19 protein-coding genes and 2 pseudogenes are annotated in these 14,571 nt (G+C 37.0%); all 21 read right to left on the bottom strand.

Annotated features, from left to right (window positions below):
- Window positions 1–163 precede the first annotated feature (163 nt).
- Window positions 164–1,213, bottom strand: coding sequence for an FUSC family protein (locus tag ABUA34_RS06570; protein ID WP_349823039.1), 1,050 nt, complete (start codon window positions 1,211–1,213; stop codon window positions 164–166).
- A gap of 33 nt (window positions 1,214–1,246) precedes the next feature.
- Window positions 1,247–2,290 carry a HAMP domain-containing sensor histidine kinase gene (locus ABUA34_RS06565; protein ID WP_055145211.1) on the bottom strand — a complete coding sequence of 348 codons (1,044 nt, stop codon included), beginning with the start codon at window positions 2,288–2,290 and terminating at the stop codon, window positions 1,247–1,249.
- The gene (locus ABUA34_RS06560; protein ID WP_349823038.1) at window positions 2,290–2,961 is read right to left on the bottom strand and encodes a response regulator transcription factor; all 672 of its coding nucleotides are present in this window, start codon (window positions 2,959–2,961) and stop codon (window positions 2,290–2,292) included. The genes ABUA34_RS06565 and ABUA34_RS06560 overlap by 1 nt, the downstream gene beginning before the upstream one ends.
- Before the next feature lie 24 nt (window positions 2,962–2,985).
- A pseudogene (locus ABUA34_RS06555) lies at window positions 2,986–3,297 on the bottom strand (phospholipase D-like domain-containing protein); the annotation flags it as partial.
- A gap of 162 nt (window positions 3,298–3,459) precedes the next feature.
- Window positions 3,460–3,645, bottom strand: a complete 186-nt coding sequence (locus ABUA34_RS06550; RefSeq protein ID WP_242992658.1) for a hypothetical protein — start codon at window positions 3,643–3,645, stop codon at window positions 3,460–3,462.
- Window positions 3,646–3,742: 97 nt separating this feature from the next.
- Window positions 3,743–5,119 (bottom strand): sensor histidine kinase, encoded by a 1,377-nt coding sequence (locus tag ABUA34_RS06545; RefSeq protein ID WP_349818554.1) that lies wholly within the window; start codon window positions 5,117–5,119, stop codon window positions 3,743–3,745.
- Entirely contained in the window at window positions 5,107–5,769 is a 663-nt protein-coding gene (locus tag ABUA34_RS06540) for a response regulator transcription factor (RefSeq protein ID WP_349093492.1), read from the bottom strand. Before ABUA34_RS06540 ends, ABUA34_RS06545 begins: the two co-directional genes overlap by 13 nt.
- Before the next feature lie 14 nt (window positions 5,770–5,783).
- A complete protein-coding gene (locus ABUA34_RS06535; RefSeq protein ID WP_021737750.1) occupies window positions 5,784–6,524 on the bottom strand; it encodes a lantibiotic immunity ABC transporter MutG family permease subunit in 741 nt (246 codons plus the stop codon).
- 1 nt (window position 6,525) lies between these two features.
- On the bottom strand, window positions 6,526–7,257 hold the full coding sequence (locus ABUA34_RS06530) for a lantibiotic immunity ABC transporter MutE/EpiE family permease subunit (protein ID WP_004853398.1): 732 nt from the start codon (window positions 7,255–7,257) through the stop codon (window positions 6,526–6,528).
- Window positions 7,250–7,963: a lantibiotic protection ABC transporter ATP-binding protein gene (locus tag ABUA34_RS06525; protein ID WP_349823037.1), complete on the bottom strand. Its 714-nt coding sequence runs from the start codon at window positions 7,961–7,963 to the stop codon at window positions 7,250–7,252. Before ABUA34_RS06525 ends, ABUA34_RS06530 begins: the two co-directional genes overlap by 8 nt.
- A gap of 78 nt (window positions 7,964–8,041) precedes the next feature.
- Window positions 8,042–8,230 (bottom strand): hypothetical protein, encoded by a 189-nt coding sequence (locus ABUA34_RS06520; protein ID WP_005330841.1) that lies wholly within the window; start codon window positions 8,228–8,230, stop codon window positions 8,042–8,044.
- 20 nt (window positions 8,231–8,250) lie between these two features.
- Window positions 8,251–8,790, bottom strand: a complete 540-nt coding sequence (locus ABUA34_RS06515; RefSeq protein WP_242857280.1) for a class I SAM-dependent methyltransferase — start codon at window positions 8,788–8,790, stop codon at window positions 8,251–8,253.
- On the bottom strand, window positions 8,730–8,900 hold the full coding sequence (locus ABUA34_RS06510; RefSeq protein WP_242857296.1) for a DUF6462 family protein: 171 nt from the start codon (window positions 8,898–8,900) through the stop codon (window positions 8,730–8,732). Before ABUA34_RS06510 ends, ABUA34_RS06515 begins: the two co-directional genes overlap by 61 nt.
- Before the next feature lie 77 nt (window positions 8,901–8,977).
- The gene (locus ABUA34_RS06505) at window positions 8,978–9,883 is read right to left on the bottom strand and encodes a DUF3991 and TOPRIM domain-containing protein (RefSeq protein WP_055145190.1); all 906 of its coding nucleotides are present in this window, start codon (window positions 9,881–9,883) and stop codon (window positions 8,978–8,980) included.
- Window positions 9,884–9,979: 96 nt separating this feature from the next.
- The gene (locus ABUA34_RS06500; RefSeq protein ID WP_055145188.1) at window positions 9,980–10,498 is read right to left on the bottom strand and encodes a hypothetical protein; all 519 of its coding nucleotides are present in this window, start codon (window positions 10,496–10,498) and stop codon (window positions 9,980–9,982) included.
- A gap of 35 nt (window positions 10,499–10,533) precedes the next feature.
- Window positions 10,534–10,719 (bottom strand): hypothetical protein, encoded by a 186-nt coding sequence (locus ABUA34_RS06495; protein WP_055145185.1) that lies wholly within the window; start codon window positions 10,717–10,719, stop codon window positions 10,534–10,536.
- Window positions 10,720–10,899: 180 nt separating this feature from the next.
- On the bottom strand, window positions 10,900–11,721 hold the full coding sequence (locus ABUA34_RS06490; RefSeq protein WP_055145182.1) for a hypothetical protein: 822 nt from the start codon (window positions 11,719–11,721) through the stop codon (window positions 10,900–10,902).
- Between the two features lie 63 nt (window positions 11,722–11,784).
- Window positions 11,785–13,083 carry an AbiJ-related protein gene (locus tag ABUA34_RS06485; protein WP_055145179.1) on the bottom strand — a complete coding sequence of 433 codons (1,299 nt, stop codon included), beginning with the start codon at window positions 13,081–13,083 and terminating at the stop codon, window positions 11,785–11,787.
- 100 nt (window positions 13,084–13,183) lie between these two features.
- Window positions 13,184–13,534: pseudogene (locus tag ABUA34_RS06480) on the bottom strand (hypothetical protein); the annotation flags it as partial.
- The gene (locus ABUA34_RS06475) at window positions 13,470–13,685 is read right to left on the bottom strand and encodes a hypothetical protein (RefSeq protein WP_156332979.1); all 216 of its coding nucleotides are present in this window, start codon (window positions 13,683–13,685) and stop codon (window positions 13,470–13,472) included. The pseudogene ABUA34_RS06480 and the gene ABUA34_RS06475, both read right to left, overlap by 65 nt.
- 90 nt (window positions 13,686–13,775) lie before the next feature.
- The coding region (locus ABUA34_RS06470; RefSeq protein WP_349823036.1) for a recombinase zinc ribbon domain-containing protein at window positions 13,776–14,571 on the bottom strand (796 nt) is incomplete at its 5' end.

The raw sequence follows: 14,571 nt of genomic DNA, 5'->3' as shown, positions 1-14,571 counted from the left end.
TATCATATGCCGATGGAGATTCAGAGCAATTTCCTGGCGAAATAAAGTAAATAAAGATCCTGTTCTATATATCATAGTATGAACAGGATCTTTTTATAATGATTTATTTTCTATCTAAAATTTTATTAAACCGACTAAAGACTCCATAGTTTGTGTGTTTGACTTACTGTTTATATCTATCTTTTTTAGACATAAACCAATAAAATATAACACAAAATGCTAAAGCAAACACAACACCAAAAACATTTTGAATCACTCTAAGACTAACCGCTCCTTGTAGTCCATAAGTCTCTGCAGCAATGGCTAAAGCACCAAATGTGTTAAATACTGCCTGCCAGCCATATTTTGCTGAAAATCCTACACCGATTCCACCAAGAATTCCTATATATGCATAGATTGACGAAGGGAGCAGAAAATATAATACTGTAAAACATATAACACCTGCAATATTTCCGACAATCCTTTTACGGACTCTGTAGTGCATATCTTTCATAAACGGCAAAATCACGGACATGGCCGCAATACCAGCCCACATTGCACGTGGCATATTACAAAGTTCTGCAATGCAAAGGACAATCGGTACGCATAAAATCTGACATATCTGCCATTTTGTTCTGGAAGAAGTGATATCAAATTCTTGTATCAGATCTTTCAGATTTCTTTTATAAGTTCTGTTTTTATGATTTCGATAAAATACGAAGCAGGTAAGTGCTGCACCTAAAGCCATTCCGACTAATCGCATCTGATAGCTTTTTCCCGTAACATCATAACCATATAGCAGCAGATACCCAAGAACCAATGTAGATTGATTAAACATGAATGGATTATGGCATCCGAACAGAATCAACACAGCCAGTGCCGCAATATTTAACAGCATTCCCGATACCGGTGAAAACTGATTTGCTAAATGCGGACATACAGTCATAATTACAAAGAACAAAGCCAAAAGCATCGTAGATTGTCCGGTACGGATCCCCAGATCCGCATTTCTAAACACCATGAGACATAATAAGACTACTACACCTACAATGCTGTTCTCATTTCCAAATAGGATGCTGAAAATACTAACAAAGAAAAAACAAAATGCTATTGTAACAGCTATCTTCACCAGATATACCCACATATGATATAATTTTTCTTTTAGTGTTTCACTCTTTTTCAACAGGCTTTTAGAACCTGCCTGATTTAACTGCAACTCCTGATAAAATGTCATATAAATTCTCCCATCTTCTAATTTATCTTAAAACTATATAATCTCATCTTTCTGCTTTGGCAGCTCTATAACAAATCTGCATCCACCATATTCACGGTTTTCTGCTTTGATTGTTCCTCCGGCACTATCTACAATCCGTTTTACAAGTGCAAGACCTAGGCCATTTCCTTCTGCTTTATGAGATCCATCTACCTGATAGAACTTGTCAAATATTCTGGATTTTACATCATCCTCTATTCCTGGTCCTTCATCTTCCAGAATGAACTTAACAGAATCCTGTTCTTGTTTCAGAAACATCGTAATTGTCCCCTTTGAAGGGCTGAACTTAATCGCATTATCCAAAAGATTTATCCAGATATGCATAAAAAGTTCTTCATTCCCAGTATATTTAACTTCCTCCAATTCTACCTGAAAACCAATTTCTTTTTCTGTCCATTTTGTTTCCAATGAAAGAAATGCCTGACGGATCTGTTCATCCAAACGATATTCTGTTTTTTTCATTGGTATATTCTGATTCTCTAACTTGGATAACAGCAAAATATTACCAACCAATCCGGAAAGTCTTTGGGTGTTAAATAAGATTTTTTCTACATATTCCTCTTGATCCGGAGACAGTTCTTCTCCCTGAAGCAGCATTGTATATCCTTCAATGGCATTAATCGGGGTCTTAAACTCATGAGAAACATTAGATACAAAATCCATCTGCAGCACCTCTGTTGCACGAAGTTCTTTTGTCATAACGTTAAAACTTTGATAGGATTCTCCAACTTCTGCTATACGGCTGTTCGTTTCCAAATGCTGTTCAAAATCTCCCTGAGAAACTTCCTTCATTGCTTTACTAAGTCTGGTAATTGGTTCCAGCAACTTTGCATTAATAAAGGAAGTGATCAGCCCTGCAATCAATGTATTGAAAATCAAAAGCCAGCCAAGCACAGGTATGCTGCCCGGCAGATTAAAAAAATGATTCAAAAAAGCAAATAATAAAGCAGATATGACTGTTGAAAATACAAGTGCCAGCCAGATTGCACCAGTCAGACAGGATCGGATCCGCAATCCTTTTTCTTTCTTTTGTTCCATTATTTTTTCACCACCTTGTATCCAATTCCACGCATTGTTATGATTTCAAAATCAGGGTTATCTTTAAAACGCTCTCTGATTCTTCCTATATGTACCTCTATCGTATGTGGGTCTGCCTCCGTCTCGTATCCCCATACTTCATCCATCAACTGTTGTTTTGTAAATGTTCTGCCTGGCGAAGCTGCAAGCTTATATAAAAGCAGGAATTCTTTTTTAGGCAAAACAAGACTTTCCTTATCAGTTGTAACCGTCATTGCATCATAATCAAACTCTGTTGAACCGATCACAATTTTGTGTTCATTCAGTATCTGTGCACGGCGAAGCAGTGCTCCGACTCTTAAAACCATTTCATTCACATTTACCGGTTTTACCATATAATCGTCACTTCCCGAAAGAAATCCCTGGCGCATATCATCAAAGGAACCTTTCGCAGTGATCATAAGTACCGGTATCTGATATCCTGCTGAACGGAGTTCCGACACCAGTTCATAACCATCCATAACCGGCATCATAATATCGGAAATGATCAGATCAATATACTCTTTATCCAATATTTCTAATGCCAGTGCTCCATCCGATGCACTTTTGACCTGATATCCATTCTTCTCAAGCACTTTTTGGAATAGCTGGCTTAATTCTTTATCATCTTCTACAATTAATATTTGAAACATGATCTTCTTCCTCCTTTATCAGAACAGGATTCTATTTCTGTTTTTCGCATAATCGGCAGACCCAAATGGATTCCTATTATTCGCAACTGAATTTGTCATGATAGAAAAATCTGAAACGTTCTCTGCAATCTCCGCCCATGTATTATACATCATATCATTACAGATAATATATGGCGTGTGGATCTTCACACGATTTTTTGCATTTTTCATCAATTCTCCCAACTGATACCACACTACTGGTTCTTTGGAACCTGTGTGAATAGGATTTGACACTAATGTAATCTTTTCTGTCTCAAAAGTTTCGTCCGTATAATCGGTCTCGCAGATTCTTTCCTTATACAATACAAAGTCAATCTCAATTTAACCTCAACAAAATTTATTTTTCATCCATGCAAAATCTTCTTTGTACAACAGACTGTTAGATATAGCAAAAACGGCCTTTCAAAAACAGTTAACTTCTAAATCAACTGTTTTTTGAAAGGTCGTTTCATCAGATTCTTATAGCAATCCAGCAAATAATCTCATAAATAATTGTCCCAGTCGCAAATATGCACTTCGTCCGACTTCAATAGCATTATTTAAAAACTGTACGGTTGCACCTTCTGCCACACGGGTTTCATAATGTTTGATAAAGTTCTCCACAACAGCACGAAGTCTGTCAGGGTCGCCAATAATAACTTCCATTTGGGCAATTGCTTTCTGACTTTCTTCTACTTGATGTTCATTTGCTCCCTCAAGTTCACACTGAGCATAGTATTCTTCAATCTGTCTTGCGGTCTATTTAGCTTGTTTCTTGACTACTCAGGAAAAATATTTCTACCCTCGCCCCACCTGTATTTTCAGAATTTGAAAGTTTAATACCTCCACCATATTTTTCAGCCACAGTTTTTGCAAAAAATAGTCCCATCCCATAATGGGCTTCGCCATTTCTACTTGTGTCATCCATAAAAAACTGCTCTGTGCCATGCAATAATGCTTCTTTTGTAAATCCTGATCCGCTATCCTCCACAATGAATGTCAGCCGGCCATCCTGCTCCTTTGCGTCAATATAAATGATTCCATTTTCTTTTGTATGCTCCACTGCATTCTGAATCATATTCATTACGGCCCGGAACATTGGATCATAAGCAATCGTTACCTTTTTATCACTTTGTCCCGCCTTCCAATCTATTTTCTGGTGATAGATTTCTACCAGTCCGAGTGCCTGTTCCTTTATATCTGCGAAAAAATCTTCTAACCTCACCGTTATATAGGTAACATCACTGCAATTCCATGATTTTGTGACATCTATCAACTGTTTTACATAGCTTTGTATCTGTGTTGTTCCGTTTAAGACATAAGTAACATTATTTTTCTGTTCCGGCGTCAACTCCGTTTCTGAAAGCAGCTCCGCATTTCCCCGTACAATCGTAAGAGGTGTTTTAATATCATGCGCCAAAGCAGACATCTGTTGTTTCTTTTCCTGCTCTGTTTTCCACTGCTTTTCTAAAGATTCTCGCAATGCATCTCGCATATCATCGATTGCCGATAAACAGTCATCAAACTCTTTGATACCGGAACAGGATGTCTCATATTCCAGATTTTGATCCTTTATTTGTCTGATTGCGTCTAATACAGGCTGCATCTGCTTTTTGATTCTTTTTCCAAAACGTATGGACGGAATGATGATAATCGCTACCGCTCCAATCACTGACATAATACTCATCACATTCTGTGGTCCTATAAAATGCTCCCTCAAAAAAGCTGAATGATATTGAGGTGTCAAGCGATATTGCAATACAACATATTCATTTTCCCTTACAATTACTTTATAAAAATATTTCCCGGATGCGTTTCCGTACTTTGCAACATTCCATGCTATCTGTTCGTATTGTTCTGACAGATCTCCACCTATTTTCTCTCCATTCTCTGAAAAGATTACATAATCACAAAGTGCAGGAATCATCTCAGCAGTTACTTTATCCGCACGTAAAATCGTATCATATGCTTCATTAATCTTTTGCTCTGCATAATTCGCCGGATAGATACAGCCCACACTAATCAAAAGGTACAGCAGCAGCCAAGCAACAATCACCAAACCTACTAATGATCCAAGCATGACCAGTACATATCTCATAAAAATCCAGCTGAGTGCATTGCTTCTCTTTACTCTTCCCATTTATATCCAATCCCCCAGACTGTTTTTATCGGTGTATAATCATAATCCGCAAATTTTGCTCTTATATTTTTGATATGCGTGATAATGGTACCGTCATTACTCTCACTGTCAAAACCAAAGACCTCTTCTAAAATCTGTTCTTTCGAGAAAACCTGTCCCCTGTTTTTAGCCAGAAATTCACAGATTTCGTACTCCGCTTTCGTAAGAGGAAGTTCCTTATCATCAACCAATAGTTTCTTTTGAGATATTTGAATACAGACCCTCCCCAAAACCATCCGGACAGAATGTTCCCTGTGCTCTCTTCTAAGATGTGCATTGATCCTTGCCCGAAGTTCCATCACTCCAAATGGCTTTGAAATATAATCATCTGCTCCCAACGAAAGTCCGTTCACCAGACTTTTTTCCTCCGTTTTTGCGGTAAGAAACAAAATCGGACAATCCACAAGTGCCCTGATTCTTTTGCATAATTCGAAGCCATCAATTCCAGGCATCATAATGTCCAGTAAAATCAGGTCATAACGATGTAATTCTTCCATATTAATTTTTAGTGGATTACTTACTTTGGTAACCAGATGTCCATCCTTATTCAAAATGCTTTCTATCATTTCCAAAATTGCCGGTTCATCATCAACTGCCAGTATTTTTGCCATAGTTTCCCTCGATTCTATTCCGATATTCTGTTTCCTTCCCAGTGGTTTACCCACCAAAAATAGTATACCATACTAATCCCTGTAAATATTAAGCAACCTGGTATGAATGACAACCATTCACCTACACTAGTTTCTCCCAATACAGATTGCAGATAAGTATATGGTACTCTACCCGTCCAGCAGACAAATACATATTTCCACACATAATCTCCAAGTCCGGTAAGCATCAATGCACTAATTAGTCCTGATATAATCCCTGCTCCAATGGATACCCCTTTTCCAAACTGAAAAGCCAGAATCAGCTGCCACAGATAAAGTGGAACACTGCTTCCCCACAGCAGCAATGCTGCAAATATACATCCTTTCATGATTTCGATATCGCTTGATGCGATTCTTCCAAATCCAATTCCGAATATGATTGCTGTCAATAGGATAGAGCACAGACACAAAACCAGTAGCATCAACAGTTTCGATAAAAATGCTGTAAGTTTATCTGGTAAAGACAACAGGTTTTGAAAATTACCTGCATTTTGTTCTTGTTCCATCACACTTGCTGTAAAAATTCCAATAAGTACCGGAAGTCCTGCTCCTATTGCCTGATAAAATGCAATCACTTTCATATTTTCATTCCATGGTGAAAAAAAGTAATATATTAAAAATATAACGCTGGTTATAATCGGAATCAGTAAGTGTGCCAGAATCACAGATGTTCCTTTCATCTTTCGCAAGTCTGCATTAAGAGATCTTCCAATCATCTTATTTCACCTCTCTTCTCTCAAACCATTTCAAAAACAGAACCGTTACAAAAACAAACCAGATGATTGAGAGACACATTCCCGGAACAATGACTCCCGTATCCAAAAGAGGATTCCCTGCTTCTGCGGCAAGTCCATTTGGTAAAACATGAAGCAACGGGCACATCATTCGCATAGGGATTGCAGAAACAAGTACATACCAGATTCTGGTTTGTGATATTACCACACCGCTGACGGTAATAAATAGGCAGACGAACAGGTTTACAATCATTCCAAATCGTTCACTTAAAAATAAAGCTACCGGAATCTCCCATAACTCAGAAACCGTCAGAAACAATACTGCAATCAACGCTCCTCCAACTGGAACATGTGTCGTTAGAAGAAAGCCTCCAAGCGTTGCTCCTGCAAACACAATCACATTAGAAAACAAAATCATGTACCCAATATAAATAATTTTCCCCAGCAACAATTTTCTTCTGTCTGTGGGAATAGTCATTAAATGATAGTATTTTATCTTTTTCTCCTGCGCCACAGAAAGATAACAAAATAGAGCAATCATCCCCGGCAGCAAAAGTGTATACCACCAGTTCCAAACACTTTCTGCATAAGCATTTGTCATCCCAAGAGTAAATATAAATGCCATGACAAATGTAAGAAGAGGAAATCCCCAGATAAACTTTTTTCGCATGGTTCTTTTGGCTTTTTGATGTTCTGCTTTTATAATATTAACCATGGATTTCACCTGCTTTCTGGTTTTTTCTTACCACATTCATAAACAAATCTTCAAGATTATCTCCCTGCTTTAATGCTCCTTCGTATCCTAAGATTCCACCTGAAATAATCCCGACTTTATCTGCAAGTAACTGTACCTCTGAGAGAATATGACTGGAGAGAATTACAGTGATTCCCTGTCCCGGAAAAGACCGGATCAGCTCTCGTAATTCCTCGATGCCTATTGGATCTAATCCATTCGTAGGTTCATCCAATATCAAAAGTTCCGGTTCTCCAAGCAATGCCATTGCAATGCCTAGTCTTTGCTTCATCCCCAAAGAAAACTGTCCTGCTTTCTTCTTTCCGGTGTTTGTAAGTGATACAATCTGCAAGACCTCATCAATTCTGTTTTCATCTGTACCAAGCAATAATTGTCTTACCTTCAAATTCTCTCTGGCGGAAAGATTTTCATAAATAGGCGGATTTTCAATTAACGCTCCTATTTTTGATAAATCTTTCCTATCCAAAAGTTTTCCATCAAAGTAAATCTTTCCTGCAGTTGGTTTCATCATACCGGTCAGCATTTTCAATGTGGTAGATTTACCAGCGCCATTCGGTCCAAGCAGTCCATAAATCTGTCCCTTTTCGATATTAAGTGAAACATTATTTACCGCTTTCTGTTTTCTAAAATATTTACATAAATTTTGTATCTGTAACATCATTTCCATCTTTACTATCCTTCCTTCTATATTTCATTTCTTACTGAAATATAACCTAACAGAAAAAAATAAAGATTTGATGAAGATTTATTCCCGTATGGAATAAACCATCAATTGAATATCATTATCAGAACTCGGCTTTCCACTGAAATCAGCAAAGCTGTTACAAATACGAAGTCCTAATTTACAGAATATCTCCGTGATTTCATCCAAACTATATAACCTTATAGGATTTCCTTCTTTCATTTCAGGCTTATAAAGTGCTTCTCCATACATATAGTCTACCTGCCCATATATCAGCGTTTTTCTATCCTTCTCCCATTCAAAAGCAGATAATGTAAGTCCTTTTCTCCTGCATCCCATAACTTGCAAGGGAAATGTGTTTGGGCATAGCTTCCATTCATGATATCCATAAAGTGCTTTCCACCATTTTTTAATGCTTTCGCAATGACAGAAAAAATCTTATGATTTTCCCCATCGTCTTCAAGATATCCTATTGCTCCATCCGCCATATTCAGCACAACATCAAATTCCTTATCAAATGTGATCGTGCGAATGTCCTGACAAATGAACTTTGCATTCAAATTTTCTTTTTTTGCCTGCTCGTTTGCATAATCTATGTACGCCGGTGTAATATCAATACCGGTAACATCATACCCACGTCTGGCAAACTCCAGTGAGTGCCGACCAAATCCACATGCAAGATCAAGTATTTTTTCCGTTCCTTTTAAATGTAACTGCTTGATTAGAAAATCTACTTGTCTGTTGGTGTCTTCTACCCATGACATATTCTGAATATCCAGCGTCCAATTTTTCTGATACCAGTCTTTTTCCATTGCTTACCGACTTTATAGACTGCTCCTGCCTCTCTCTCAATTACTATGATTCTCGATTTACTTATCCCATAAATAATCGCTCCTTCCTCTGCATTGACAAATTTTTTCATAAAATCCTTTGTATCTGAATAGCACTTATATGAGTAACTCATTCATCAGTCTCCTTTCACATTTGGCAATGGATGTTTCATTTCTGTTGGCGGTTCTCTGAATTGCTCCATATATTCATCAAACACCTCCAGATTAACAGTTCCTTACAAAGCCTGCCTACCTTGTCATTATCCAGATGCAGAACAATGGTCTTAATTTGTGGATTGGCACTCAAAAAAGTTGTGAGGGCTATGGGAATTTTGCTGTCCTTCATCTCTTTCTTTGGCTGATACACACCCGAAAGAGAAAGCAGACTTTCCGATTTGTAGTCCTTGCCCTCGCATTTCAGATAAGTGGCATAGGACAGCAAATCAATGGCGGCTTCAAATAAATGCACGGTATCCGCAGGCTCTCTTGCCAGAAGTCGGAACGAATACCGCTTGTCGCTGCCCGATGCGTCCTGCTTGAAAGTGCTGCCGAGAGTGCTTCGCAGGGCGGCATATTTCGGTGTTCCGCCTTCGTCTTTGCCGATAAAAACAGCATTGTGATAATCGGCACTCTCATAAAGCGTGCCGTCTGAGATACACTCCTGTATGAGCTGATAGTCAATACCACGCCCGAAAAGATACTGTATCACTCTGTTACAATCCTTATTTTTGGGCGGCAGGAGCAGGACTTTCGGTTTATCTTTCTTGGGAGCAGGGGGTGGCTTCCAGTCCGCCATCGTCTGTCCCGTGAGAATTTCCACGGCTTCTACAAAGTCATATTCCTTGACCTTGATGAGATAATCGAGGGCAGAATAGCCGCCGAAACCTCTCGACCACCAATACCATTTGCCGTTGGAAATCTTTAAGCTGTCGTGTTCTTTCGTGCAGTAGACATTGCCCGCCACACGCTTTAGGGTGCTCGGCTCATACCTCTGCAAGTAGGAAAGCAAGTCCATCTGCCGTGCCTGCTCAATCACGGAAGGATCAATCTGCACATAGGGTCGGTTACTTCTCATTCAAATAAAATCACCTCCTGAAATAGAAAAAGCCGAGGGATTTTCCATTAAGAAAACCTCTCGGCTATGTAAATAAGTATCTTTTTCAAATTTGTCTTAATTGCTCTTACATAATAACTCCTCAAGTTGACAGTTGATTACCGTTTTCAACATTTTTGAAAACTCTTTTGCAATGTCAAAATACCTTTGTTTAATGGCAGGAAACTCCTCTGAGTGTGTTCCATCTGGTAATTCAGCTCCAACTAAGTCATTCAGTAATTTTTCGCCTTCTGTTTTTTTTACCTCTAATTCTTCAATATAGCATTTGTCTAACAAAGGTTTTGCTATTTCATAACGCCCAGAATCGTCCATAAACAAATTAAGCAATCTATAAAAAGCTATTTCTTCGGCAGTATCCCCTCTTTGGGCAGAATCATATTTATGCCAATTCAATATTAATTCATATAGTCTACTATATCTATACTTATCAATTTCATTCATTTGCTTTTGTTTTTCTATTTTTTTTAGTCGCCAATTATTCATCAGCGAAATAATTATATTGGCTATTGATGTAACAAGTGCAGCAAATACTGCTGCTGTAAGAATAACCGTAGTAAAAAATTCATTTAACTCCATTATTGCTTCTCCTTGCAACTTAAAATCTGTGTTTTTTATTTTGAAAGCTTACTCAAATTGTTTTTAAATAAATTGTAATATGTTTCTTCAAACTCGGTTACTTTTAATATTCTTTCCAAAATTTTTTTGTGAACTTTATCCACCGAAGCATCTTCATTTTCTTCATTCCCAACATCATACACTTGCAAGCCCAAACTAATATCAATAATACTTTCTCTCATAAATAGCACCCCCTCTTTGGCTTCATTGTATAATAGTAAAAAGGACTGTCAAAACTATAACTTCACATTTCTTGGATTTACGATACAACAAATCACATTATACACATCTACTAGGTAATATAATTACCAATCCATAAAAATGTGATGATACGTTCAAAGAGGATAATTACTTAATCATTTTCATTGCAAATCACAATCAGATGACATTAGCAAATTTTCTAATTTATTCTGAGCAAATCTCTGAAGATAAAAATACTTATCAATAATTTTATAATTCATATTTCTATCAATTTGGTCAAAGCAAAAGTCTATTAACTCTTTTATAAAACTTTCACCAGACAGATAGTAATCCTGCAAGATTATATTATTCTCTGGAAAGTGCAGATAATTATAGATATATTTTTCATCAATATCCTGTTCAATGATTCCCTCACCTGTTCCTGGCATTTTAGGAACCAGTCCCGCCCCCAAAATAGATATATATTCAGGGTTTTTTGCAACTATTTTATATTTTACTGATGATATATTTTCTAAAACTGCTTCAGCAATATAATCATCTATAACAATACGAGGATGAATTGCTATTTCTGACTCCATCTTATACGCCTTATTCACCGCATCTCCAAAAAACATACTTTTCGAAGGGTCAACATAAGCATCACCATAAGATATTCCACCTCTAAAAAGAATTCTTTCTTTAATGAATCGTAAAAATATTGGCTCACAATTACACAATGCCACTTTAAATAGTTCGCCCTCATCTTTACGTTCATCAGATATTCCGTCTTTAAAGCCATAGAAAATATAAGCACAATCAGAAAATGTATATATTTTTCTAAAATACACCGTGTGCATCATATCATTTTGCTTGTTTCTTTCAAGCTCTTCATGAAAAATTTTGTTAATTTTATATGTCTCTTGAAAATCAACTCTATTTTGGCTTCCAAGAATATCTACAAATATGACTAAATATTTAGCGAAACCATTTGGCTCATTACTCATCAAAATCCACCTCTGCTATTGTCCTTTTTCATTTAACTTCTTTATTACGCAAAGCTGTATCTGTTATAAACCTCGTCCATCCAAATACTGAATAGCTGTTGAAATCAAGGATAAGCATCGCTTATAAAAATACTCATAATGCCTTTTATCCTGAATATCCGTTTTTGTTGTTTCATGGTGTCGAATTCTAAAATTATTGCCAAGTATGGTAAGCTCATGAAATTCCTTTTCAAATAATTCTAAAAACGGCTGTTGATTATTACCCATATCCATTATAATCTTATTAACCGATTTCTTCTTATCTACAGTCGATGAGCAGTAATATGTCTTTAGTCTCTCAAATGCATCCCAAAGTTTCTCCACTGCAATTTGCAAATTGTTTTCATCATAATATTTTGAAGCCTCTTGTAATAACTCTTTCAGTCCTACTTCTTGAACAGACACTAATGAATTTTTATTTATCTGGGTATCAAATGTATTCATTAGCTTTCCCTTGGAAAGCTGAAACGGTATCTCATTCAGTTTTAATATAGCATTAATCTGTGGTTCAAAGTCATCTGAGATACTATGTTTCGCAAAAAACTCTATTGCGTCCAACACGCAAAATGGAGAATTAGAAAGTATGAATGCTTGCAAATCAGCAGTTTCAACATATTCTTTTTTATCATTATAACACTTTGGCACATAAAATTGCCTTATTTCATTGAAAACATCCTCAGCTACTGTTGTATTATAATTCCATCCCGTTTCGTCAGTCGCTTGATATTCGATATTATATCGCTCCAGAAACTGATAAATTTGATTTCTCGCTTTCCGCTTTATGGACAATACTATCTTTTTTGCTTTTATGTCCTTTGCATTTCGTTGAGAATATGGAATAAACAACGTATTATCTTCTTGCTGATATATTCTCCATCCATAAACATCACGATTGGATATTTTCTCAGCAGGGTAAATCTCATAACCGTCATTTTGTAATAGCTTGTTAGTTGCCACTAAAAATTCTTTCCAATATCCCTTATCATATCGAACAGCAGGGTGAAATACTTCGCAAAGAAATTTTAAATATACTTCATCACTACCATCTTGTAAATTGAATCTTTTGTCTTCAAAAACCCAGCAGTATGGATAATCATCATTATTCACTGTATGTTGCCAAATATCCTGTTCTGCATTTGCAAATCTTGAATCAAAACTTGGCATTCTCTCCAAATCATATAATCTTTTAAGAAAATCTATTTCTTTAAGGCGACCATAATAATTATAAATAACGGTTCGGGTTTGAAAAAATTCGTCTATCTCTAATCCATTCTGAAATAAATCTAAAATATCTCGCTTTGTTATTTCTGTAATACGGTTCACTCCATTTTCCTCCTTTCAAGCATATTCAGCACTTATATATTGCTTCCCAAATATTTTAAAGAAAAGCGTACCACTATTTTTAATGATACGCTCACCATTATTAAATCACTTCAAAATGCTTCAATGCATCCTTTATCGCTTCCACTTTCTCCGCTGTCGGATGTTTCCTCGGCTGTTTCAATTCTTCTACCGCATTAGGAGCATCATACATTGGCAAGCCTAAATCTCTCTTTACCTCTGCGATATATGCGGTATGTACCTTGAAACCGTATTTAGCTTCTATGTACTCCTTTATCATTTTGTAGGTCACTCGTTCTTTGGGCTTATAGCTTTCCGCTCTTTTAGCAATATTATCAAGTGGAACTTTTCCCTCACCCTCGCCAAACTCAACTTTTACGTTGATATGTCCGTCTGGCTTTTTGTGGGAAAGCAGTACTACCGCCTCCACATGCATCGGTTGTCGAAGAAGAACACAATTCTTCAGTAGTGTCTGATGAAGAAGAATACATATTTTCTTCCTGTTCTTTCACATTTTTCATCTGCACATTATCGTTTAATTTCATCTCATCACTAACATTCAAAATTTGTGTCTGATTAGCCATAATCAAGCCCTCCTTATGAATGTTTTTATATCAGGGCACCTGTCCCTACCATATAGAAACAAGTGCCTTGTTACCTTAGTATACCACAATCTACGCCGGCTGTATTGCACTTTTTTCAGCCTTAAACCACTCCTTCGCATTAGGAACAACACTGTTCCCATTCCCTTTCATAACAAAAGTCAGCTTGTAAGGATCTACTGTGCCATCTTCGTTTGTCTCTCCCACGATGACCTTTTCCACAATACTTTCAAATACTACTCTGTCAAACTCATCCAGAATATCACCATCAGCAAGTGCTTTCTTAAGAGAAGCCATTCTCTTGCCCACATCCTTCTGATTGGAAACATTATTCTGAAGGAGTTCTATAGAGTCCTTCGACTTCTGAATTTTCACGGTAAGCTCTTCATACTTTTCATCATATGCCTCTTTGGTAAGACCATCATCAAGGTATATATCCGTAAGTTTCTTTCTTCGCTGCTCCAGATTATCAAGAGTTTTCTGCTCTTTTTTGAGTCTTGCAATATCATCATTATTCGCACCAATGCTTTCAATCGTTCCAATCACAGAATCAATTACATCATCAAAGCTTCCTGCCAACAGCTTATATGCCTCAAGGAAAGCATTTTCCAATATAGATTCATGAACGGATTTACTATTAGGGCAGTTATGCTTACCTCTATTGGCTGCATTTCTGCAATACCAGACCGGTGTTTCATACTTGGAGCTGCTATGAAGGGTACGTCTGGTCAGCTTCGTACCACAGAAACCGCACTCACACATACTGGAAAATGCATACTTTTTCGTATACTTTTCTCTCTTTCCATCTGCCTTTTTATCTGACTGATGGTTGCGGGATAAGCGAATTTCTTTTGCCTGTTCCCACACC

Origin of the sequence: Coprococcus sp. RTP21428st1_C9_RTP21428_210409 (assembly GCF_040227395.1) — a bacterium.
Lineage (GTDB): Bacteria > Bacillota > Clostridia > Lachnospirales > Lachnospiraceae > Coprococcus > Coprococcus aceti.
Note: the sequence above shows the minus strand (reverse complement) of the source record. Positions and strands in the feature narration are given on the sequence as shown.